The 22,123-nt window shown below is 58.9% G+C and carries 16 protein-coding genes; 10 read left to right on the top strand and 6 right to left on the bottom strand.

What is annotated here, in order from left to right:
• Nucleotides 1-30 precede the first annotated feature (30 nt).
• From AC1ROI_RS01190 to AC1ROI_RS01175, 4 genes are all read right to left on the bottom strand, one after another.
• Nucleotides 31-1,452 (bottom strand): efflux transporter outer membrane subunit, encoded by a 1,422-nt coding sequence (locus tag AC1ROI_RS01190; RefSeq protein WP_010460436.1) that lies wholly within the window; start codon nucleotides 1,450-1,452, stop codon nucleotides 31-33.
• The gene (locus tag AC1ROI_RS01185; protein ID WP_102593495.1) at nucleotides 1,449-4,631 is read right to left on the bottom strand and encodes an efflux RND transporter permease subunit; all 3,183 of its coding nucleotides are present in this window, start codon (nucleotides 4,629-4,631) and stop codon (nucleotides 1,449-1,451) included. Before AC1ROI_RS01185 ends, AC1ROI_RS01190 begins: the two co-directional genes overlap by 4 nt.
• Nucleotides 4,632-4,646: 15 nt before the next feature.
• Nucleotides 4,647-5,900 (bottom strand): multidrug efflux RND transporter periplasmic adaptor subunit MexE, encoded by a 1,254-nt coding sequence (gene mexE / locus AC1ROI_RS01180; protein WP_102593494.1) that lies wholly within the window; start codon nucleotides 5,898-5,900, stop codon nucleotides 4,647-4,649.
• 311 nt (nucleotides 5,901-6,211) lie between these two features.
• The gene (locus AC1ROI_RS01175; protein ID WP_008156370.1) at nucleotides 6,212-7,129 is read right to left on the bottom strand and encodes a LysR family transcriptional regulator; all 918 of its coding nucleotides are present in this window, start codon (nucleotides 7,127-7,129) and stop codon (nucleotides 6,212-6,214) included.
• A gap of 269 nt (nucleotides 7,130-7,398) precedes the next feature.
• On the opposite strand from AC1ROI_RS01175, the gene AC1ROI_RS01170 reads away from it, so the two are divergent.
• From AC1ROI_RS01170 to pgm, 4 genes are all read left to right on the top strand, one after another.
• Nucleotides 7,399-8,421, top strand: coding sequence for a zinc-dependent alcohol dehydrogenase family protein (locus AC1ROI_RS01170; protein ID WP_010460426.1), 1,023 nt, complete (start codon nucleotides 7,399-7,401; stop codon nucleotides 8,419-8,421).
• Between the two features lie 560 nt (nucleotides 8,422-8,981).
• Nucleotides 8,982-10,460 (top strand): hypothetical protein, encoded by a 1,479-nt coding sequence (locus tag AC1ROI_RS01165; RefSeq protein ID WP_102593493.1) that lies wholly within the window; start codon nucleotides 8,982-8,984, stop codon nucleotides 10,458-10,460.
• A 67-nt stretch (nucleotides 10,461-10,527) separates the two neighbouring features.
• Nucleotides 10,528-11,928, top strand: a complete 1,401-nt coding sequence (locus tag AC1ROI_RS01160; RefSeq protein ID WP_102593492.1) for an aminotransferase-like domain-containing protein — start codon at nucleotides 10,528-10,530, stop codon at nucleotides 11,926-11,928.
• 120 nt (nucleotides 11,929-12,048) lie between these two features.
• Complete coding sequence (gene pgm / locus AC1ROI_RS01155) at nucleotides 12,049-13,695, top strand: phosphoglucomutase (alpha-D-glucose-1,6-bisphosphate-dependent) (protein WP_102593491.1); 1,647 nt, start codon at nucleotides 12,049-12,051, stop codon at nucleotides 13,693-13,695.
• Between the two features lie 187 nt (nucleotides 13,696-13,882).
• On the opposite strand, the gene AC1ROI_RS01150 is transcribed toward pgm, so the two are convergent.
• On the bottom strand, nucleotides 13,883-14,578 hold the full coding sequence (locus AC1ROI_RS01150) for a pirin family protein (protein ID WP_077747847.1): 696 nt from the start codon (nucleotides 14,576-14,578) through the stop codon (nucleotides 13,883-13,885).
• 281 nt (nucleotides 14,579-14,859) lie between these two features.
• On the opposite strand from AC1ROI_RS01150, the gene AC1ROI_RS01145 reads away from it, so the two are divergent.
• The gene (locus tag AC1ROI_RS01145) at nucleotides 14,860-17,334 is read left to right on the top strand and encodes a UvrD-helicase domain-containing protein (RefSeq protein WP_102593490.1); all 2,475 of its coding nucleotides are present in this window, start codon (nucleotides 14,860-14,862) and stop codon (nucleotides 17,332-17,334) included.
• A 57-nt stretch (nucleotides 17,335-17,391) separates the two neighbouring features.
• Here the strand turns inward: AC1ROI_RS01145 and AC1ROI_RS01140 are convergent, their stop codons facing one another.
• Nucleotides 17,392-17,667, bottom strand: coding sequence for a DUF1652 domain-containing protein (locus tag AC1ROI_RS01140; protein WP_010460414.1), 276 nt, complete (start codon nucleotides 17,665-17,667; stop codon nucleotides 17,392-17,394).
• 263 nt (nucleotides 17,668-17,930) lie between these two features.
• Between AC1ROI_RS01140 and AC1ROI_RS01135 the strand changes: the two genes are divergently transcribed.
• The 5 genes from AC1ROI_RS01135 (at nucleotide 17,931) to AC1ROI_RS01115 (ending at nucleotide 22,106) form a co-directional block, all read left to right on the top strand.
• Complete coding sequence (locus tag AC1ROI_RS01135; RefSeq protein WP_102593489.1) at nucleotides 17,931-18,746, top strand: helix-turn-helix domain-containing protein; 816 nt, start codon at nucleotides 17,931-17,933, stop codon at nucleotides 18,744-18,746.
• A gap of 50 nt (nucleotides 18,747-18,796) precedes the next feature.
• Nucleotides 18,797-20,203: an NAD(P)/FAD-dependent oxidoreductase gene (locus AC1ROI_RS01130; protein ID WP_102593488.1), complete on the top strand. Its 1,407-nt coding sequence runs from the start codon at nucleotides 18,797-18,799 to the stop codon at nucleotides 20,201-20,203.
• Between the two features lie 43 nt (nucleotides 20,204-20,246).
• The gene (locus AC1ROI_RS01125; RefSeq protein ID WP_102593487.1) at nucleotides 20,247-20,588 is read left to right on the top strand and encodes a cupin domain-containing protein; all 342 of its coding nucleotides are present in this window, start codon (nucleotides 20,247-20,249) and stop codon (nucleotides 20,586-20,588) included.
• A 59-nt stretch (nucleotides 20,589-20,647) separates the two neighbouring features.
• Complete coding sequence (locus AC1ROI_RS01120) at nucleotides 20,648-21,733, top strand: polyamine ABC transporter substrate-binding protein (RefSeq protein WP_102593486.1); 1,086 nt, start codon at nucleotides 20,648-20,650, stop codon at nucleotides 21,731-21,733.
• A 118-nt stretch (nucleotides 21,734-21,851) separates the two neighbouring features.
• The gene (locus AC1ROI_RS01115; protein WP_102593485.1) at nucleotides 21,852-22,106 is read left to right on the top strand and encodes a hypothetical protein; all 255 of its coding nucleotides are present in this window, start codon (nucleotides 21,852-21,854) and stop codon (nucleotides 22,104-22,106) included.
• Nucleotides 22,107-22,123 lie beyond the last annotated feature (17 nt).

Raw genomic sequence — 22,123 nt, 5'->3', positions numbered from 1 at the left:
TTGCGGCCAACCAAAGGAGCTCTTTAAAAATTACTTGCTGGCGACCGTCTCTGGTTGCCAGCCACCGCCAAGGGCTTTGTAGATCGCGACAATGCCGCGATAAAGATCGGTTTCCGCCGAGGCCTGGGTATCTTCAGCCGCCAGACGCTCACGTTGGGCATCCAGCAGGACGAGGAAGTCCACGGTGCCTTCGCGGTAGCGGATTTGCGCCAGGTCTGCGGCGGCGCGGCTCGCTTCGCTTTGACGGATCAGCGAGATCAGCCGTTGCTGACGTTTACCGTAGTCGCTGAATGCGTTTTCCGATTCTTCCAGCGCCAGCAGCACTTGCTGTTCGTAAGTCGCCAGCGCGCCTTCGGCATCGGCATCGGCGCCGCGCAGACGGGCTCGCACGCTACCCAGGTCAAACGCAGCCCACGTAATGCTCGGGCCGAGCGCCCAGGCATTGGCCGCCGCAGAACCGATCTGCGAACCACGGCCGGCGGTAAAACCAAGGAAGCCGCTGAGGCTGACCCGAGGGAACAGATCAGCCTTGGCCACGCCTATACGGGCGGTGGAGGAGGCCAGTTTGCGCTCGGCGCTGAGGATGTCCGGACGACGTTGCAGCAACTGCCCCGGGTCACCGATCGGCAATGCTTTGGCAATCGCCGGCAAGTCTTTTGGACTCAAGTCGACAGTCAGCTTGTCCGGACGCTCGCCCAGCAGGGTGGCGATACGGTTTTTCTGCCGAACCTGTTCGGCCTGTAACTGCGGCACGCTGGCTTCGACCGAGGCCAGGCGTGCATCGGCACGCTCGACGTCCAGTTGATCGCCGACGCCGGCATCACGCAGGCTTTCGGTGATCTTGCGCGACTCCTGCTGGTTGTTCAGGTTGGCCAGGGCAATCTTTTCGCGCAACTGTGCGCCGCGCAATTGGCCATAAGAATCCACCAGTTCGGCAATCATGGTGACTTGCAGTTGGTACAGATCGGCTTCGAGCGCCTGCTGTTCGGCATCGGCGGACTCGAGGTTGCGCTGGATACGCCCAAACAGGTCGATCTCCCACGCCATGTCCAGGCCGAGGTCGTAACGTTCGCTGTTGACCCGTTTGGTGGTCTGGCCCGGGATCTGACCCTTGCCCAAGTCACTGCTGGCGCGGCTGGTGATGGTGGGCATGGCGTCATTGCTGACGTCATCGCGAATCGCCCGGGCCGCTTTCCAGCGGGCGAAGGCCACGCGCAGATCACGGTTACCTTGCAGCGATTGAGTCACCAACTGGTTGAGGGTCGGGTCTTCGAACTGCTGCCACCAGATGCCTTCGAAACGCGAGCGGTCGAAGTTTTTCTGGCCGGCAGCGCCGTCAGTGGCAGTGGTGATGTTGGCCGGCTCTGTGGCGGGTGTCTTGTAGTCCGGGCCGACGGCACAGGCACTCAAGGCCAGTACCAGAAGGCTCGGCAGGAAGGCTTTCAGGCTCATTGTTGCGCCTCCAGTTTGAGGACCTTGGCCGCTTTGCGCTTTTCACCGCGCTCCACAAAGTTACGAATCAATACGTAGAACACGGGTGTCAGCAACAGACCGAAGAAGGTCACCCCGAGCATCCCGGAGAACACCGCCACACCCATGGCGTGACGCATTTCGGCACCGGCACCGCTGGAGAAGACCAGAGGCACAACACCCATGATGAACGCGAAGGAGGTCATCAGGATCGGACGCAGACGCAGACGGCATGCTTCCAGTACCGCAGCCAGCGGGCTGAGACCTTCGTCCTGCTGTTTATCCTTGGCAAACTCGACGATCAGAATCGCGTTCTTACACGCAAGTCCCACCAATACGATCAAGCCGATCTGGGTGAAGATGTTGTTGTCGCCTCCCGAAGCAATCACACCGATGATGGCCGACAGCAGGGTCATCGGTACGATCAGGATCACCGCCAGTGGCAGGCTCCAGCTTTCGTATTGGGCCGCGAGCACCAGGAACGCCAGCAATACGCAGAGCGGGAACACGAACAGCGCGGTGTTGCCGGACAGAATCTGCTGGTAGGTCAGGTCGGTCCACTCGTAGGTCATGCCGTTTGGAAGTTCTTCCTTGAGCAGTTTCTCGATCGCTGCCTGAGCCTGGCCGGAGCTGTAGCCTGGGGCTGCCGCACCGTTGATTTCAGCGGTGATGAAGCCGTTGTAGTGCATCACGCGGTCCGGGCCCGAGGTGTCGCTGACCTTGATGAAGGTCGCCAGCGGGATCATCTCGCCTCTGTTGTTACGCACTTTCAGCTGACCGATCTGGTCCGGTTCGAGACGGAACTGCTGTTCAGCCTGGACGTTGACCTGATAGGTGCGACCGAAGCGGTTGAAGTCGTTGGCGTACAGCGAACCCAGGTAGATCTGCAGGGTGTCGAAGATGTCGCTGACGGCCACGCCGTGGGTCTTGGCTTTTTCACGGTCGATGGCGGCATCGACCTGCGGCACGTTCACGGTGTAGCTGGTGAATAGCGCCGCCAGTTCCGGCACGTTGTGGCTCTTGGTGATGATGTTCATGGTTTCTTTGTACAGCTCGTCGTAGCCCAGGTTGCCCCGGTCTTCGATCTGCAGGCGGAAACCGCCGATGGTGCCCAGGCCTTGTACCGGCGGCGGCGGGAAGATCGCCATGTAGGCTTCCTGGATTCCGGCGAACTGGCCGTTCAATGCACCGGCAATCGCACCGGCCGACATGCTCGGGTCTTTGCGCTCGTCGAACGGTTTCAGGGTCACGAACACGATGCCGGCATTCGGGCTGTTGGTGAAACCGTTGATCGACAGGCCCGGGAACGCTACCGCACTTTCCACGCCAGGCTGTTTCAGGGCCAGGTCGGACATGCGTTTGATCACGTCTTCGGTGCGGTCAAGGCTCGAAGCGTCCGGCAGTTGCGCGAAGGCCACCAGGTATTGCTTGTCCTGGCCGGGTACGAAGCCGGTCGGGGTGTGGGCGAAACCGAAGAAGGTCAGCACCATCAGGCCTGCGTACAACAGCAGGGCAATACCGCTGCTGCGGATAACCCGGGCTACGGTGCCGACATAACCATGGCTGGCGCGCTCGAAGAACCGGTTGAACGGACGGAAAAGCCAGCCGCCCAACAGTTTATCAAGCACTTTGGTAAAGCCATCTTTCGGCGCATGGTGGCTCTTGAGCAGCACGGCGGCCAGGGCAGGGGACAGTGTCAGCGAGTTGAACGCCGAGATCACGGTCGAGATGGCAATGGTCAGGGCAAACTGTTTGTAGAACTGGCCGGTGAGTCCGGAAATGAACGCCGCCGGGATAAATACCGCACACAGCACCAGCGCCGTCGCGATGATCGGCCCGGTCACCTCTCGCATGGCTTTCTTGGTGGCTTCTACGGGCGTTTCTCCCAGCTCGATGTGCCTTTCCACGTTCTCCACCACCACGATGGCGTCGTCCACCACGATACCGATGGCCAATACCAGGCCAAACAGTGACAGGGCGTTCAGCGAGAAGCCGAACAGGTGCATCACCGCAAACGTACCGATCAGCGAAACCGGCACCGCCACCAACGGAATGATCGAGGCACGCCAGGTTTGCAGGAACAGGATCACCACCAGAACAACGAGAATCAGCGCTTCGAAGAGGGTGTGGACCACCGCCTCGATGGAGCCGCGCACGAAGATCGTCGGGTCATAGACGATGCTGAAATCCATGCCTTCCGGGAAGTTTTTCTTCAGTTCGGCCATCTTGTCGCGAACTTCGTTGGAGATCTCGATCGCGTTGGAGCCAGGGCGCTGGAAGATCGGGATCGCCACCGCAGGCTGGTTGTTCAGCAGCGAGCGCAATGCGTATTGGCTGGAGCCCAGCTCAACGCGAGCGATGTCTTTCAGGCGCGTGATTTCACCGTTGTCGCCGGAGCGAATGATGATGTTCTCGAACTCTTCTTCAGAAACCAGACGGCCCTGAGTGTTGACCGACAGCTGGAACGCAGTGGCATTCGGCGCAGGGGGCGCACCCAGTGCACCGGCAGCGACTTGACGGTTCTGTTCACGAATCGCGGTTACCACATCGGTGGCAGTCAGGTTGCGCGAAGCGGTCTTGTTCGGATCGAGCCAGACCCGCAGCGAGTAGTCGCCCATACCGAACAGTTGCACGTCACCGACACCGCCCAGGCGCGCCAGCTCATCCTTGATGTTGAGCAAGGCGTAGTTGGACAGGTAGAGCATGTCGTAGCGTTTGTCCGGCGAGGTCAAGTGCACAACCATGGTCAGGTCGGGCGACGCCTTGTCGACGGTGATACCGATGCGCGTCACTTCTTCTGGAAGTTTCGGCTCGGTCCGGGTCACGCGGTTTTGAACCTGCACCTGTGCATTGTCCAGGTCAGTGCCCAGTGCGAAGGTGATGGTCAGGGTGATCTTGCCGTCAGCGGTGGACTGCGAGGACATGTACAGCATGTTCTCGACGCCGGTAATGGCTTGCTCCAAGGGAGCGGCCACGGTTTCACCGATGACTTTTGGGTTGGCGCCGGGGAAGTTCGCACGGACCACAACGGTCGGTGGCACGACTTCCGGGTATTCGCTGATCGGCAACTGGAACAGCGAGATGGCACCGGCGATCAGGATCAGCAGCGAAAGCACCGCTGCGAAGATCGGCCGTGAAATGAAGAATTGGGAAAAATTCATCGGAGTTGTCGTCCCTTAACCGCGTGGATTCGCAGCAGCCAGTTTCACAACCGTACCCGGCGCGACCTTGGCAGGTGCGACTTGGGGCAGGTTGCTGGCTTCCAGCGCTTGTCGTTGTTGTGCGAGTGCCGCGAGGGTTTGTTCGCTGGCCATCGGGATCACTTCAGGGGTGACCGGCGAGCCAGGGCGAACCCGTTGCAGACCCTTGACGATGACGGTGTCATCCTTGTTCAGGCCGCTGCGCACGATGCGCAAGCCTTCGATCTTCGGCCCCAGTTCGACGGAGCGATAGGCCGTCTTGTTGTCGGCATCCATCACTAGCACGAATTTCTTGCCCAGATCGGTTCCGACCGCTTCGTCGTTGATCAGCACGGCGGAGTAAGTGCCGCTGCCGACCAGTTTCAAACGGGCATACAAGCCTGGGGTGTACTGTCCGTCAGCATTGTCAAAGACCGCGCGACCGCGGATGGTGCCGGTTTTCGGGTTGACCTGGTTGTCGACGAAGTTCATCACCCCCTGGTGCGGGTTGCCGTCTTCGTTGGACAGGCCGAGGTAAACCGGAGTGGTTGCACCGCGTTTGCCCTGGCGAGCGAGCTGGGTGTATTTGAGGAACACACGTTCGTCGGCGTCGAAGTAGGCGTAGACCTTATCGGTGGAAACAACGCTGGTCAGCGCGGTGGTGTCGGCGGTCACCAGGTTGCCGGCGGTGATTTCCGCACGGCTGACGCGACCGCTGATAGGCGCGGTGACGCGGGTGAAGCTCAGGTTCAGTTTGGCCAGGTCCAGTTGAGCCTGGAGAGCGCCGACGGCGGCGCGGGCTTCCTGGGCTGCACTGGTGCGCGAATCGGCCAGTTCGGCGGAGATCGCGTTGCTGGTGCGCAAGCGTTCGCCACGCTGGGCTTCGTTTTCGCTGCGGGTAGCGTTGGCGCGGCCTTGGGCAACCAGTGCTTCGAGGCGGCGGACCTCGGCCTGGAAGGGACGTGGGTCAATCTGGAACAGCAGGTCACCTTTCTTGACCAGTGCGCCTTCGGTGAAGGCCACTTCATCAATCTGGCCGGAGACCCGTGGACGAATTTCTACGGTTTCTGGCGCTTCAAGGCGCCCGGTGAATTCGTCCCACTCGTTGACCGGTTGTTCCAGGACCTTGGCGACGCTGACTTTCGCCGCAGGCATGGTAGCGGCAGACTCCGGAGCCTTGCCGCAGGCGCTCATCACCAGTACGGCCAACATGGCCAATGGGAAGCGCAAATGTTTGAGTGACTGTTCCATGGATGCATCCGCCAATGTATTGAGATGGGCGGATGATGAGCGGCGGGGTGGTATCGCACGAATCGAATGAAGCAAAGGTAACTATCATTCGGAATGATATAAGTCTGAAGCCAGCCCTCTAGCATGCGCCTTACATTGGACGGCGATCAATTGGATTGATGACAATTCTATGTTGCGCAGAATGCAAGGGATTGGCTTGAGACCGAGTCGCGGGCAAGCCCGCTCCCACAGGGAATTGTGGCGCTGATTAAATCCCTGTAGGAGCGAGGCTTGCCCGCGAAGAGGCCATCAGCCCCAATAAAAGATCAGGATCACGCCAGGCTATCCGGATCCCCGAAGAACATCTGGATCCTGGAGCGCAACCAACGTTCACCCGGGTCATTATCCTGCGACCCACGCCATGCCATGTGCAATTCAAAGCTGCGCACCGGCAAGGGCGGATCTTCAGCTCGCACCCCGCCAGCTGCCGTCAACGCCTCAGCGGTGTAGTCCGGCACCGTCGCGACGATATCGGTCCCGCTGATGAGTGTGCTGAGCCCGTTGAACTGCGGCACCGCGAGCACCACATGACGTTTGCGCCCGAGCTTTTCCAGTTCTTCATCTATAAAGCCGCTCAGGTCACCGGCAAACGACACCAGCGCATGGGGGCGGGCGCAGAAGTCATCCAGGCTCAATGGCCCCGGCACCGTATCGGCGCGCAACAGCTTCGGCATGCTGCGGCGTAGCACTTTGCGCTTGGCGTTGGCCGGCAGGTCGGCGGTGTAGCTGACGCCGATGGAAATCTCCCCCGAGGCCAACAGGCTCGGCATCAGGATGTAGTTGGCCCGACGCACCACCAATACGATCCCCGGCGATTCCGCACGCAAACGCTTGAGCAGCATCGGCAACAGCGCGAACTCGACATCGTCCGACAGGCCAATGCGGAACACCGCCGTACTGGTCGCCGGGTCGAATTCTGCCGCACGGCTGACCGCGGTGGAAATCGAATCCAAGGCAGGAGAGAGCAGGGCGAAGATTTCCACCGCGCGAGCGGAAGGCTCCATGCTGCGCCCGGTGCGCACGAATAACGGATCATCGAACAGCCCGCGCAGGCGTGAGAGCGCCGCACTGATGGCCGGCTGGCCGAGGAACAATTTCTCCGCAGCACGGGTCACACTGCGTTCGTGCATCAATGTTTCAAAAACGATCAACAGGTTCAGGTCGACACGACGCAGGTCATTACGATTCATCTGGAGTCCTGGCAGAGTCATCAAGCTTGACGAGAGCGGCCATATGAGAACAATGGCCGGCATGAATATTACGGGGAAAGGCTGCTACTCTGCACCGAATAATTCAGTTTCCCTGGAACGGATGCTCCGGATTTTTACGATAACCGTTGATCCAATGGATGCTGCGGAATCAATGACAGGCATGTCGACTATTAATAGCCACTGATAGTCTTGGGTAGAAAGCCCAGATAGAGTTCAGGGCATTAGAGGTTTCTTTGACGAGGTTTGCGATGTCCCGCACGATCCGTTTTCACAAGTTTGGTCCAGCCGAGGTGCTCAAATGCGAAGAGCATGCGGCCGCTCTCCCTGCGCCGGGCGAAGTGCAGGTGCGCGTCGAGGCGATTGGCATCAGCTGGTACGACATTCTCTGGCGCCAGAACCTGGCCTCATCCCATGCTCGTCTGCCTTCTGGCCTTGGCCATGAGATGTCCGGCGTCGTGACAGCAGTCGGCGAGGGCGTCGATGACCTGGCAGTCGGTGACAAGGTCGCCAGCTTCCCGGCTGAAAGCCCCAACGACTATCCGGTCTACGGCGAGCAGATCGTTCTGCCTCGCTCGGCACTGACCCGTTATCCGGACGTGCTCAGCCCGATTGAAGCGGCCGTGCATTACACGCCGCTGCTGATTGCCTACTTCGCTTATGTCGATCTGGCGCGTGTCAAACCTGGGCAATTTGCCTTGGTGACTGACGCGAGCCACTGTGCCGGTCCTTCGTTTGTGCAACTGGGAAAGGCATTGGGCGTGCGGGTAATTGCCGCCACCAAGACCGCTGAAGAACGTGAATACCTGCTGTCACTGGGTGCCGAGAAAGTAATCGTCACCGAGGAAGAGGATCTGCTCATGCGGATCAACAAAATCACCGACAACCGCGGAGTGGATGTGGTGTTCGATGGCCTCGGCGGTCCGCAGATGTCACTGCTCGGCGATGTGCTCGCGCCTCGTGGCAGCCTGGTGCTGTACGGCCTGCAAGGTGGTAACCAGACGCCGTTCCCGGCCTGCGCAGCGTTCCAGAAGAACATTCAGTTCTTCGTTCACTGCATCGGCAACTTCACTGGCAAGCCGGAGCTGGGCATCATCCAGGATCAGGTCGCACTGCAACGTGCCTTGCGCGACATCAACCAGCTGACCGCCGACCGCGTGTTGCTGCCACTCAAGACTCGGGTCTTTCCGTTTTCCGAGTTTGTCGAGGCGCACCGCTACATGGATGAATGCCCGTGTCGCGAACGGGTTGCGCTCCAGGTCGATCCGGCGTAACACCACTGAAAAAAGTCCGTGCTTGCACGGACTTTTGCATTTCCCCCTCCGAGATTCCGAGACGTCCCCTCAACCTGCGACGAGTCAGTTCAGCAACTGAACTGGTTTTTGCTCTCAATCTGTATCTTCTAATCACCCTATAAGCCCCGATAATTGAATGATTACTTTCATCTCAAGGAATGAGCTATGGCTGGGTATTGGACAGATACTTTTCTTCGCACTCCGGTAATACAAGCTCAACAAATAGCGTGTTATCGATCAATTGCCGAAAAATTAATTGCGACTTCTTTCTTTATTTCTCGTGCTACATGTCTGTGGGACGCTGTCGGACATTTCCTAGGATCCCTCGTGTGGTCGCAGGGCCCTTGTCCTGCGGGGCTTTCCTGCCAGCGTGTGCGGACAGGGTCACAAGTAAGCTCGATTCATTTCAAATAATTACTCAAAACTAAGTGTTAGGATTTCATATCAATCGAAACACTTTAATCATGTCAGTCAGCCGTTTGCGCAATGCACACAGTTGTTTGCGTGACATCGAACCTATGCGTAACAGGTAAACAATGATGACCCATACCCATGAACAGGCAATGAACTATGTTTATCAGCAAGTATTGCAGCGATTGCTGAGTTTTTTTTCACGCGCCGAGCGCACGGCACTGCAGCTGATGATTCAGCGCCTGGTGGTCTCCGCGGGTGGCATGGAGCGGATCGGCGAATACAAGGTGTTGGCGATCCAGTCCGGAACCCGCGACTGTTGCTACACGCTGGCATTGCTGCGCGCCGCACAATTGAGCATCGCTGGCCGGGCGCCTGCGACGTTCCAGCTGCGAGTCGCGACCTTGCGCACGAATGGCGCAAGCCCGATGGCCCTTGAAAACATCCATCACAGTTGCAGTGCGCTGTTTCTCTACGACGATCCTCGGGTCGAAGTGGTGATGGTCGATAACCGGGAAGTCCTGCCATTCAGCCATCTGGCGCCGGTCTCCGATGCAGGTCGCGAGTCAAATCGTCTCAATCTGTTGATGGTGGGTCATCGGCGAACCTGGAACGGGCCGCTTGACCTGTGGGATGACGGGTACCTGGCGGCGGGCGAGTTTTATGGGCAAATCTGCCGTTGGGACCGAGGCGTCGATGCGTTGGTCAGCAGCGATACACCTCGTCAGCAAAAGCAGTTCATGCATGGGTTGACCCGTGCGGCGCAAAAGGCTGGCCTCAATGCATCGAATGACCCTGAATCCGGTTATGAGGAGCTGTTCGCGCGACTGGATGAACTGGGCAGCGATTGCTACCGCGAGTTTTATTCTGAGCATGGGCAAGCTGAGTGGCGGCCGGCCGAATCATTTGAAGCGTGTCGGCGCACAACCTTCATCGATATTCACGACATGCTGGTCAGCAATCTGGAAGATCGCTGGCCGCTGCTCACCGATTTCCTCGGGTTTCAGCCTGACGAACTGGCGGCCCAGCTTAGTGATAACGAGTTTGTCAGCCTGACGATTTCTGCGCACGTTCGGGGGCTGGAGGCGTGTTTTGTTCATGGCCGCACCTATGAAGCAGGCGTCGCAGATTACGTACAGCGGGCCTTGGTCATGATGCGTCGCAAACAGCTTCCCGAGCGCTATTGCGAGCAGGTAATGGAAACGTTCGTTAACCCGACGACAATGTCCGACCAGCGTGCATTGGCAGCGGCGCAGGCCCAGAAAAGCCTGGGCTTGAGTGAGGCTCAACTGGTGTGCTTGCTGTTCGCGCCCTTCGTCGATAACGGCGCCTCGCTTGAGCGTTTTCTACGCCAATGCCATCCCGGTATGCTCGTGGCGTTGCCTGATCTGCACCGGGCGATGCAGGGCAAGTCGGCTCCCGAGCAGGTGCTGCAATGGATGGTCGACGTCAGCGGGTTGACCGTCAAGTTGATCGGCACGCTTTACCGGATGGGACCGGTTGCGAGGGGCGAAAGGCCGGGCCCGGCAGTCGGTAATGCGGATGAGCCTGCGCTGGACCTCGACGCGGGCAACGCCGCAAATGGCGAACGGTCAACGGGTCGTTGAAAATGCTCGGGGTTACCGCGCTCATCCACCCACCCCACGCGGCGCGTGGCGTGCTTGGTCATCACCCATGAAAGGACCCCGCGAAACCGACTTTGCCTATCAGGCGGTGTACCGTTACCTGACTAACCTCATCAACGAGCCCGTCAGCGACACGCGGGTCCGCCTCCCTTCATTAAGGCAATTGGCGGACCGTTTGAGCGTATCGATTTCGACGATTCAGTACGCCTATTCGCTGCTGGAAAAGGAAGGGCGGGTGTATTCGGTCGCCAAATCCGGCTATTACGCGCTGCCGGTGTCGTCCATTCACCCGCTCAGCAGCGGCAATGACCTGCTCGAGACGGTCTATGTGAACGCCAGGCGACCGGGGATGTTGGTGTTGAGCGCGGATGAACCGGCGTTGTTGCAGCCCTTGGACAGCCCGTTGTTGCTGCTTGAAAGAGAACTGCTGCGTCAATATCCGCGTCAGCCGCAACCGACTTCACAACCTTGTGGCGAACTGGAACTGCGCGCCGCACTGGCCGCACGCTATACCTCGTCTCCGGCACGTTGCTGGCACGCCGATAACGTCTACATTGGCGCCGATTTGCGTGGTGTCCTGGAAATACTGATCGCTGTACTGTGTCTCAAAGATGCCATGGTAGTCGTCGAATCGCCCTGCGACTGGATGATCCTGCGCTTGCTCCAGGACGCTGACGTCCAGGTCATCGAGTTGCCCCTGCAACCCCATGGCGGCCTGGACCTTGAGCAGCTCAAGCAACTGCTGGAGACCAAGCCGGTGCGGCTGGTCATGCTTTCTTCCGGCCTCAACATGCCGCGCGGCAGCGTGGCTTCCCACAGCAACAGGCAGTCAACCGCTGAACTGCTGGAGCGTCATGGCAGTTGGGTGTTGGAGAACGACTGCTATGGCGAGCTCGCATTCGAGCCCGACGGCCTGCGGTTTCGCGATCTGCTGAACCCGGACCGGCTGATCGTTTTCTCCACCTTCGAAAAATCCATCGGGCCGGAAGCGCCTTATGGTTATCTGCTCTCGCGGCAATTGAGCGTCGAACTGCAGCGGCATTTCCTGTTACGTTCATTCCGGTTGTCACCGATTCGCCAGAAAGCCATCGCACGGCTTTACAGCAATGGACGAATCGATCAGCACTTGTTGGTATTGCGCCGGCTGCTCAAGGACCGCAAGGTGCACATGACCCAACTGTTGCAGGAGCGTCTGGGGGATGCCTTGCACTTTGTCGAACCCTTGGGCGGTGCGACGATCTGGGTGCAATCGCTGCGTCAGGTCGATTTGCGTCGGGTGTTCCAGCGCCTGCTCAGGCACCAGGTGGTGATTGCGCCAGGGGAGCTGTTCAGCCTCCAAGGGTTGCACGCGCAACACTTGCGCCTGAGCCATACCTTCGGCGGCGACCACGACCTCGGGGCGGCCATGGGTTTGCTGGGCGATGCCTTGCGCCTGGAATCGATCGATTGAGCAGGGGTGGGGCTTTGGCGATTGATAACATTTCCCTCGGGATCGATAACGTCGCGCCGCGGTCAAACTGCCAGTAAACTGCGCTCCTACTCCTGAACTACTCTATTCCAGAGGTTTTGCATGACACTCAGTCCTTTTGCGGGCAAACCGGCACCGGCAGAATTGTTGGTCGACATCCCGCGACTGGTAACGGCCTATTACACCGGCCAGCCTGATGCCGCCATCTCTACCCAACGCGTAGCCTTCGGCACGTCCGGACACCGAGGCAGCTCGTTCGATCTGAGTTTCAACGAATGGCACGTTCTGGCGATCAGTCAGGCGATCTGCCTGTACCGCGAAGCCCAGGGTATCGATGGTCCGCTGTTTGTCGGCATCGACACCCACGCGCTGTCCACCCCGGCCGGCGCCAGCGCCCTGGAAGTGCTGGCCGCGAACGGCGTGACCGTGATGATCGCCGAGGGTGACGAATACACGCCGACCCCGGCGATTTCCCACGCGATTCTTTGCTACAACCGCGGCCGTACCTCGGGCCTGGCGGACGGTATCGTCATCACGCCATCGCACAATCCGCCGCAAAGCGGTGGCTACAAATACAACCCCACCAACGGTGGACCGGCCGATACCCACATCACCAAGTGGATCGAAGCGAAGGCCAACGAGCTGCTGGGCAACAAGCTGGCCGGCGTCAAACGCATCAGCTACGAGCAGGCCTTGAAGGCCGGCACGACCCATCGTCACGATTACCTCAATACCTACGTCGCCGACCTGATCAACGTGATCGACTTTGATGCCATCCGTGGTGCCAAGCTGCGTCTGGGCGTTGATCCGCTGGGCGGAGCAGGGGTGCGCTACTGGTCGGCGATTGCCGAGCACTACCGTCTGGACCTGGAAGTGGTGAACAAACAGGTCGACCCGACGTTCCGCTTCATGACAGTCGACTGGGACGGGCAAATCCGGATGGACCCCTCGTCGAGCCATGCCATGCAAGGCCTGATCGGTCTGAAAGAGCGCTTTGACGTAGCGTTTGCTTGCGACCCGGATCACGATCGCCATGGCATCGTGACCCCGTCCGGTGGTCTGCTGGCACCGAACAGCTACCTCGCCGTTTCCATCGATTACCTGTTCCAGAACCGTCCACAGTGGCGCGCCGACGCTGCCGTGGGCAAAACCGTGGTCAGCAGCGGCTTGATCGATCGTGTGGCCAAGCGCCTGGGCCGTCGCCTGTACGAAGTGCCGGTCGGATTCAAATGGTTTGCTGACGGTCTGTTCGACGGTTCGCTGGGCTTTGGCGGCGAAGAAAGCGCGGGGGCCTCGTTCCTGCGCAAGGACGGCGGCGTCTGGAGCACCGACAAGGACGGCTTGATTCCGGCATTGCTGGCGGCAGAAATGACCGCTCGTACCGGTCGCGACCCGAGCCAGGCCTACCGTGCGTTGACTGACGAGCTCGGCGAACCGTTCTCGGTGCGCGTCGACGCCAAGGCCAACCCTGAACAGAAGGCCTTGTTGAGCAAGCTGTCACCGGATCAGGTCACCTCGACCCAACTGGCGGGCGAAGCGATCCAGAGCATCCTCAGCCACGCGCCGGGTAACGACCAGGCCATTGGCGGTTTGAAAGTCATGACAGAGAACGGCTGGTTCGCGGCACGGCCTTCGGGGACTGAAGATATTTACAAGATTTACGCTGAGAGCTTCGTCAGTGACGAGCACCTCAAGCAGTTGGTTGCAGAAGCTCAGACCCTGGTGGATGGCGCTATTTCTGCGAAGTGATTGAGCGACCCTTTGCGGTCAAGCCTCGCTCCTGCATGGGCGGAGTCGATCACATGATTGTGGGCGATATCTATCCAGTAGGAGCGAGGCTTGCCCGCGAAGACGCCAGCACGGCCACTCAGGATTCAGATGTAAAAAAGGGGCGACCATCAACGGTCGCCCCTTTTTTTGCCCTGCATTTACCCGATCAAGCCAGATCCACCAACACGATCTCACTGTCCTCAATCGCAGTCACCCGCAACACCTGCTCATCCGCCACGGCAACACCGTCTCGAGCTTGTGCACGCAAGCCATTGACTTCAATGACCCCGGTAGCCGGAACCAGATAAGCGCGACGGCCACTGTCCAGGCGATACTCGGCGGATTCACCGGCCTTCAGATTGGCGGCCACCAGCCGTGCATCGGCACGGATTCGCAGGCTTTGATCGTCACCCGCCTTACCGCTGGCCAACGTCACGAAGCCTTCACGCTGGCCTTTCGGGAATGGCTTGGCGCCCCAAGAGGGGGCCAGGCCGGATTCGTTCGGGATGATCCAGATCTGAAAGATCCTGGTTTCGTTCGCTTCCAGGTTGTATTCACTGTGAGCGATCCCGGTGCCGGCGCTCATGACCTGAACGTCGCCCGCTTCGGTGCGGCCCTTGTTGCCGAGGTTGTCTTCGTGGGTAATTGCACCTTCACGAACATAGGTGATGATTTCCATGTCCCGGTGCGGGTGTTTAGGGAACCCAGTGCCGGAGGCAATCACGTCGTCGTTCCATACCCGCAGGTTGCCCCAGTTCATGCGTTTCGGGTCGTGGTACTCGGCGAACGAAAAGTGGTGGTGAGCATCCAACCAGCCATGGTGGGCGCCGCCCAGGGAGCTGAAAGGTCTGAGTTCAAGCATGATCGTCTCCTGAAAAAGGTTCGTCATGGGGCAGAGCGCCTGAGCCACGAAACGAGAACCGGTGGTTGATGGCGGGCATCATCTATCAGGCACCAATCGATAAAAAGCGTAAAAAATGCCTCATCATGATCGGATAAGTTGATATCAAATAACCTCGAAACGTTCTCATCCAGCCTTCACTTCATCGTATAAGCCAATGACCTGTAAGCATTTCACTAGAACTCAACGGCAAATACGGACACCATAGCCCTCGTCAGCCTCACACCCTGGAGTCAGCCCGCGTGCCGCAACACACCCCCGATCTTCCTCCCGAACTTCGCCCCCTGGCCGAGATGCCACTGCTCAAGCGCCTCGCCGCCCGGTTTTTTGGCCATGGCTTGACCCGTCTGCGCGCGCAACACCGTGCCTCGTGGTTGCACGGGCAAGCCGATGGGTTTCGCAGTGGTCACAGCGCCGGGGTCGATTACGGCTATAAGGAAGGCAAAGCCGAGGGGTTGGAAGAAGGCCGGCAGGTCCTGCTGATCCGCGATTCGCGCTCCACCGAGCACCGGCCACCTAATGTCGATCACAACTTGTTCGACGATTGGCGCCTGCCACTCAGCACTGAGCTTAAGAAGCGCATGAAGGCCGATGTCGCCCGACTGCTGCCACCTCACGCCCAGCCCAGCGCCGCCCAGTGGAAAATGATTTTCAGCGACACGCCTTCGACGTCGGTGATTGCCGGGGCGGGTGCAGGCAAGTCGACGACACTGGTCCTGCGTATCCTGCTGCTGACCCATTACCTGGGCTTCGAGCTGAGCTCGATGACCGTGGTGACCTTCACCCGCGAGTCGCGCAAGGACTTCATTAATAAGCTGATCGAATTGTTTGGTGTGTGGGGCCGGGCACTGAGCCTCAAGGAGGCGCGCGACCTGGTGCGCACCTTCCACTCGCGAATCCTGCCGATGGTTCGCAGCCTGCCGGGCTTCGAGCGCCTGCAAGCATTCGAAAACCTCAGCAATCGCGCGCAAAACGGCGATGAGGAGGTCGACAGCAATCCCTTCGACCTGCGCATCAATGACGCGCAGCGTCAGCAACTCAATGCCTGTTTTCACAGCCTGCACACCCGCGATGAGCGTTTTCGCGAACTGATCAAGCCATTGTCCCGTCATGCCTTGCAGCTCAAGGAGCTTGAGCGCGATCACCCCGATGTGCAGAAGCGCGTGGCGGTGACCGAGTTGGCGGCCAAACGTGACGAGGAGCTCTGCGACACGATTGAGGACCTGTGGTTTCGTGCCGGCGCCTGGCCAATCAAAGGCATCGAGCCCAATCGGCAGGCTTTCGATATCAATGGTGCGACTTTCCATTGTCACGGCTACATCCCCACGCTGGACGCCTGGGTGGTACTCGGTTTTGACCCACGGGAAAATCCGCAGGTCTGCCGCCCGAATGCCAAGTTGACTGTCCGCGCGGAATGGGCGGTGAAGCGCACCCTGTTTCAAGCTTTCTGTCGTAAACCATTGATATGGCTGGATAGTTACGAATCATCAAAGCGCGTGCTGGCGTCCCTGGCAGGGGATGCCAGTGCCGGTCCGGGTTTCGATTACAAGGTCAAGGGTGAGCTGGGATCAGCCCCCTTGCTGGATTGTTTTGTGGCCGCCGCCGGGTTTATCGAAAACCTCGGCCTGGATGTTCCGAGTGCCGTAGGCCAGATGAGTTTCGCCAAGGATGACCCGGACCGGTATTTCTTCGAAGCTCTGAGCCTGTTCTGGCGCGCCCTGGAAGATCATTTGCTTGATCAAAAACCACCGGTGATGACCTACAACCGGATGTTTGCCTTGTTTAGCGAGCATTCCCCGGAAAACCTGAAGCTGCTGAGCGATGAGCTGCTAAGGCCCTTGTCACACCTGATGATCGACGAATTCCAGGACGTATCGCCGCAAATTGTCTCGTGGATCCGTGCCAGTCTGGCCGAGATCCGCAGTCGCGGCCCGGCGATGCATGTGGGGCGAGGCGCGCAACGTTCGTCCTTGCTCTGCGTCGGCGATGACTGGCAGTCCATTTATGGCTGGCGCGGCAGTTCTCCAGCGTATTTCATGGAGTTCAACAAGGAATTCCCGTCACCGAGCACGACCAAAGTGATGCTCAGCGACAATTTCCGCAGTCATCAGCACATCATTGATGCGGCCGAGCATATCGTCCGCGCAGCGCCGTCGATCGCCGGGAAGAAGGCCAAGGCCAGCGGTGAACCCAAGGCGCTGTTGCCGGTGAACGTCATGGATCGGGATGATCAAGGCATGGCTCAACGCCTGATCCAGCATTATCGACAAGGTGATTCAATCTTGATGCTTTATCGAAAAAGCAGCGATAAGTTATTGATTGAACAACACATTAAGTCTGTAGTTAATGTGGATTCTAACTTGCCATATGAAGCACGGCGCATCAAACAGCTGACGTATCACAGCGCCAAGGGCTTGCAGGCTGACGCGGTGTTTTTGCTGGGTGATTGTCAGCATCTGACCAGTTCTCCCTACAAGAATCAGGTCTATCGCATGGCGGGCCTTGGCAAGACGGGCGACAACGAGCCATACGACAACGCACAGAAAGACGAAATCCTGCGACTGGCTTACGTCGGCATCACTCGGGCGGTGAGTCATTGCTACTGGTATGTCGACGGGCAGGATACTCAGGCGGCGAACATGCCCAAGGCGTCTGACCGGATTGGCAAGGACAAGCCATTCTTTGCTGATCATCGCCAGGGTCAGAAACTGGCCTGAACCCGAGCCCCACAAAAAAGCCCACATGATGTGGGCTTTTTGTTGGGCGTTTGGCCTTCAGGCATAACTCTTGAAGGCCTGGGGAGGTATGAAAGACTCTAGCTCGTCTTCCACGGCTTCGATTATTCGTTCTACGTCCGCGGCATTCATCACGGTTGCGCATGGAATGCCTGCAATGGCGATCATGGTCTCGCCACTGGCGCGGTCAAACAGGCGGGCGATCATGCTGCCCGGCGCGTCCATGCTCGCCTCAAATCCCATGGGGTGGAAATGCCAGCGCATCAGCTGACAGGCGTTTGGAAACGTGACTTTGCTGAAAGACCCTTTATTCATGTGTTGCCCGCCTTCTTCATCGAGCGCTTCCTTTAGCTCATGTTAGGAGGGAAGAGCCTTCAATGGCTCAACCGGTGACTGCCTTTAAAAGTAGCACCCGGATGTGAAAACCATGTGATTTTTTTCAGTCCGTTTGGCGATTGCTACCGTTTTTTTGATATGGATCACGTGCCGGGCCTTGCTCGGCGTTACCGGCGATCAGGCGTGGTCATTGAAGCCGCGGCCGAACTTCGGCAAGCTCGGCTTTTTTCGTCGAGTCCCTTATGCACGCCGATGATGATGGCCCCCTGCAAACCCAGGCCACGGGCGAGACGGTCATGCGCTACCACCTGTGCTGGAAACACCGGGATCTGGACGGTGTGATGGCGCTTTATCACCCGGACATTCAGTACAACGACTTTTTCCAGAACCGGATCATGGGCCTGGATGAGTTGCGTGAGTACGTGCGCGGCAGCATGCCGCGTAACCCGGACGAAGCGCTGGAGCATTCCGATCGCATACGGCTGGACGGCAACACTGCGTTCATCCAGTACCAGATGACCTTGCGCGGCGGCGAAGGGCTGGTGTCGTTCCGTTCCAGTGAAGCGATCACGGTGCGCGACGGGTTGATCTGGCGAGTCAACGAATACGCGTCACTGGTGCGCGAACAACCGCAACGCAACACCGCTACGAATTCGCGCCCGGCCGCCAGCCGACTTGGGCTTTCACCGCGCCAGCTGAGTTTCATGGCTGAGGACCTGCAACAGTATTTCCAGCGCCAGCAGCCTTATCTGGATCCCGAGCTCGATCTGCAACGGGTGGCGCAGGAGTGCGGGTACAGCCGCAATCAGATTTCCTATCTGCTGAATCAAGTGTTGGGCCAGAGCTTCTATCGCTATGTCAACCAGGCGCGGCTGCAGCATTTACTCGCGGCGCTGGACGCCGCCATGCCACCGCTGCGCATTGATGAGCTGGCGTTTGCCGCCGGCTTCAACTCCTTGTCGGCGTTCTACAGTTGTTTTCGCCAGCACACAGGGCTGTCGCCCAAGGCTTACGTCAAACAAATTTCTTTGCGTGCACGCGCGCACGACAGCCCCTGAGGTCACGCACTAGGATCGACGCCATCGAAGTTTGAGTGGCGGGGTCTGGCATGTCGGCGTGGCGCACTATCAGTTTGTGGATGGATCAACTCGACGAGCCGTTGCTGGCGCGTCCTGCGCTGGAGCATGACCTGGACGTCGACGTGGCTATCATCGGCGCAGGCTACACCGGGCTCTGGACCGCTTATTACCTCAAGCGCCTGGCGCCAGGCCTGGACATTGCCATCGTCGAAGCGCAAACCGCCGGTTTTGGCGCGTCGGGCCGCAACGGCGGCTGGCTGATGGGCAACTTGCTGGGCGAGGACCGTCTGTTGGCGGGTTTGCCGCCAGACCAACGCCGCGCCTCTTTCGATCTGCTGCACAGCATTCCTGATGAAGTCGAGATTGTCATCGAACGGGAGGGCATCGACTGCGATTATCGCAAAGGCGGGGTGTTGTACTGTGCCGCGCGTTATCCCGAGCAGGAAACCAGCCTGCGCGACTATCTGGACAAGCTTTACCGCCAAGGCCTGACCGAAAGCGATTACCGCTGGCTCAGCCCGGAGCAACTGACGCAACAGATCAGAGTGGCGAAGCCTTATGGCGGTATCTATGCACCGCACGTTGCGACCATTCACCCGGCAAAGTTGGTGCGAGGCCTGGCAGAAACGGTCGAGCGCATGGGTGTCAAAATCTACGAAAACAGCGCGGTCACGCAGTGGCAGTCGGGGAGTTTACGCACGGCAAAGGCTCAGGTCCGCAGCCGCTGGATCGTGCCGGCGGTAGAAGGTTATTCGGTCACGTTGCCACCCCTCGGCCGTTATCAGTTACCGGTACAAAGCCTGATTGTCGCCACCGAACCATTGTCTGCCGCGACCTGGGACGAAATCGGCCTGAGCCGCGGCCAGGCGTTCAGCGAAAGCAGTCGACAGGTCACCTACGGCCAGCGTACCGCCGACAACCGCCTGGTGTTCGGCGCCCGGGGCGGCTACCAGTTTGCCGGAAAATTGCGCCATGACTTTGACCTGACCACCAGCGAAGTGGAGTTGCGGCGCTACCTGTTCAGCGAACTCTTCCCGCAACTCAAGAACGTGCAGATTACCCACGCATGGGGCGGCAACCTGGGCATGTCCCGGCACTTCAAGCCGCACATGCTCTGCGATCAGGCCAGCGGCATTGCCTTATCCGGCGGTTATGGCGGCGAGGGCGTCGGCGCCAGCAACCTGGGCGGCCGAACCCTGGCGGATCTGATTCTTGAGCGCGATACCGAACTGGTTCACCAGCCTTGGGTCGTGCCTCAAGGCGGTCTGGACACGCTCCGGGCCTGGGAACCCGAACCCTGCCGCTGGCTGGGTTACAACGCAATCATCCGCAGCTTCGTCCACGAAGACCAGACCCTGGCCAACCCGGCGACAGCCCCTTGGCGCCGCAAACTGGCGAGCAAGGTGGCGGGGTTCATGGAAGGTTTCATGCAGTAAACGCCGCGTTCTACATCTATAGGCTCAATCGACAGGTACTCCCATGGGCATCACCCAATTCAAGAACACCGCAACACTGGAGCTGGAGGAGTCGAACCCCGTCGCCGTGCCGTTGGGAGCGCCGGTGGCGGTGGCTTCGACCACCAGCGTCGAACGCGACGACGGCGTCGAAACCGGCGTCTGGGAGTGCACGCCCGGCCGCTGGCGTCGGCAGATCGTTGCCCAGGAATTCTGTCACTTCATCCAGGGCCGCTGCACCTTCACCCCGGACGACGGTGAAATCCTCTACATCGAAGCCGGCGACGCACTGATGTTGCCGGCCAACAGCCTCGGCATCTGGGATATCCAGGAAACCGTGCGCAAGACCTACGTTTTGATTTTTTGATTTTTTGATTTTTGATCCTTTGATTGCCTGCCAAAAACAACCCATACAGGAATCGACTCATGATCCGAAAGACACTGACCCTGGCACCCCTTGCGCTTGTCGCGTCCCTCAGCCATGCCGCCGAGACCGTCAAGATCTATAACTGGTCGGACTACATCGCGCCGGATACCACTAAAAACTTCCAGAAAGAAACCGGCATCGCCTTCAGCTACGACGTCTATGACAGCAACGAAACCCTGGACGGCAAGCTGATGACCGGAAAATCCGGGTACGACGTGGTATTCCCGTCCAACCACTTCATGGCAAGGCAGATTCAGGGCGGGGCGCTGAAGAAGCTCGACAAGAACCAGCTGCCGAACTGGAAGAACCTCAACCCGGTATTGCTCACGGCATTGCAGACCAACGACCCGGGTAACGAACACGGCTTCCCATATCTTTGGGGCAGCACCGGTATCGGCTACAACATCGCCAAGGTCAAGGCCGTGCTGGGCGACAACGCGCCAGTGGACTCCTGGGACCTGATCTTCAAGCCCGAGAACATGGCCAAGCTGAAAAAGTGCGGCGTCGCCATCCTCGACAACGGCCCCGAACTGCTGCCGGCCGCGCTGAATTACCTCGGGCTGCCGCACCACAGCAAGAACCCGGAAGACTACAAAAAAGCTGAAGCGCTGCTGATGAAAGTCCGGCCCTACGTCAGCTATTTCCACTCATCCAAATACACCAGCGACCTGGCCAACGGAGACATCTGTGTAGCTGTCGGTTTCTCCGGCGACATCCTGCAAGCCGAGAACCGTGCCAAAGAAGCCAAGAACGGTATCGACATCGGCTACGCCATTCCCAAGGAAGGCGCCGCGATCTGGTTCGACATGGTCGCCATGCCCGCCGACGCCCCGGACGAAAAGGCCGGCTACGCGTTCATGAACTACCTGCTGCGCCCGGACGTCATGGCCAGCATCAGTAACTATGTTCACTACGCCAACGGCAACCAGCAGGCCGACAGCCTGATTGACCCGGCCATCAAGAATGACACCAAGGTTTATCCGAGCCCGGAAATGATGGGCAAGCTGTTCGCCCTGGAGGCGATGCCGCTGAATATCGACCGGATTCGGACGAGGGTGTGGAACAAGATTCGGACGGGGAGTTGAGGCCATAACCCAATCGCGGCATTGACCGTCTGGACCTGTAAATTCTGACAGTAGATGGCTGGCAAAATCCTTTGTAGCGTTTCCGGCACAGACATAACGTCTGCAAAGGAGAATCGCGATGAACAAATCAGCTTTGCAAGCTTACGTTGAAGGAGAGATTAACCTCGCTGCCAAGCGAATCATCGATAAAGGCGCCCAGTCCGATGAAATCGCCTATGGCAGGTTGAAGGTCAACCTGAGCTTGCGTCGTATCTTGGTCGAAGTCCCGACACCTGAGGATCTCGGCCTATGGGGGGGCATCAATGACATCCTCCAGCAACTGGGGATCCTGGACAGTCGAGAAACGGTCTTGTCCGTTGTTGATGAGGTTTAGAAAGCAGTGATGGCGGT

It is taken from the genome of Pseudomonas sp. GW823-FHT02C02, from assembly GCF_058797635.1.
Note: the sequence above shows the minus strand (reverse complement) of the source record. Positions and strands in the feature narration are given on the sequence as shown.

Coding starts and splice junctions, on each gene's coding strand:
- pgm (WP_102593491.1), top strand. CDS start 12,049: ATGACACTCAGTCCTTTTGCGGGCAAACCGGCACCGGCAGAATTGTTG.
- AC1ROI_RS01125 (WP_102593487.1), top strand. CDS start 20,247: ATGGGCATCACCCAATTCAAGAACACCGCAACACTGGAGCTGGAGGAG.
- AC1ROI_RS01115 (WP_102593485.1), top strand. CDS start 21,852: ATGAACAAATCAGCTTTGCAAGCTTACGTTGAAGGAGAGATTAACCTC.
- AC1ROI_RS01120 (WP_102593486.1), top strand. CDS start 20,648: ATGATCCGAAAGACACTGACCCTGGCACCCCTTGCGCTTGTCGCGTCC.
- AC1ROI_RS01130 (WP_102593488.1), top strand. CDS start 18,797: ATGTCGGCGTGGCGCACTATCAGTTTGTGGATGGATCAACTCGACGAG.
- AC1ROI_RS01175 (WP_008156370.1), bottom strand. CDS start 7,129: ATGAATCGTAATGACCTGCGTCGTGTCGACCTGAACCTGTTGATCGTT.
- AC1ROI_RS01185 (WP_102593495.1), bottom strand. CDS start 4,631: ATGAATTTTTCCCAATTCTTCATTTCACGGCCGATCTTCGCAGCGGTG.
- AC1ROI_RS01150 (WP_077747847.1), bottom strand. CDS start 14,578: ATGCTTGAACTCAGACCTTTCAGCTCCCTGGGCGGCGCCCACCATGGC.
- AC1ROI_RS01170 (WP_010460426.1), top strand. CDS start 7,399: ATGTCCCGCACGATCCGTTTTCACAAGTTTGGTCCAGCCGAGGTGCTC.
- AC1ROI_RS01165 (WP_102593493.1), top strand. CDS start 8,982: ATGACCCATACCCATGAACAGGCAATGAACTATGTTTATCAGCAAGTA.
- AC1ROI_RS01190 (WP_010460436.1), bottom strand. CDS start 1,452: ATGAGCCTGAAAGCCTTCCTGCCGAGCCTTCTGGTACTGGCCTTGAGT.
- AC1ROI_RS01140 (WP_010460414.1), bottom strand. CDS start 17,667: ATGAATAAAGGGTCTTTCAGCAAAGTCACGTTTCCAAACGCCTGTCAG.
- AC1ROI_RS01135 (WP_102593489.1), top strand. CDS start 17,931: ATGCACGCCGATGATGATGGCCCCCTGCAAACCCAGGCCACGGGCGAG.
- mexE (WP_102593494.1), bottom strand. CDS start 5,900: ATGGAACAGTCACTCAAACATTTGCGCTTCCCATTGGCCATGTTGGCC.
- AC1ROI_RS01160 (WP_102593492.1), top strand. CDS start 10,528: ATGAAAGGACCCCGCGAAACCGACTTTGCCTATCAGGCGGTGTACCGT.